Below are 340 nucleotides of genomic sequence, written 5' to 3'. Positions count from 1 at the left end.
CGTCGTTGACGGTGGTGTACAGCTCGTCGTTGATCTCGTGGGTGACGCCGTCCTCCTCGCCACCGGTCGGGGTGATCTCGACCTCGAGGATGATCTTGGCGGCGGCGGCCTGGGCGAGCAGCTCCTGGGCGATGGCCAGGTTGTCGCTCAGGGTCTCGGCGGAGCCGTCCCACATGTGCGACTGGAACAGCGGGTTCTGGCCCTTGGCCACGCGCTCGGCGGAGACCGCCAGCAGCGGGCGGACGTAGCCGTCCAGCTTGTCCTTCGGGCAGTGGTCGGTGTGCAGCGCGACGGTGATGTCGTACTTGGCGGCGACGATGTGCGCGAACTCGGCGAGCGC

The 340-nt window shown here is 68.5% G+C and carries 1 protein-coding gene; it reads right to left on the bottom strand.

Features of this window, described 5'->3' with window-relative positions; genetic code table 11:
• On the bottom strand, positions 1-340 hold a 340-nt coding region (locus tag BI06_RS53305; protein ID WP_043466897.1), incomplete at both ends, for a class II fructose-bisphosphate aldolase.

Origin of the sequence: Kitasatospora sp. MBT66 (assembly GCF_000710405.2) — a bacterium.
GTDB lineage: Bacteria > Actinomycetota > Actinomycetes > Streptomycetales > Streptomycetaceae > Kitasatospora > Kitasatospora purpeofusca.
This window is presented reverse-complemented; position numbering and strand designations above follow the sequence as displayed.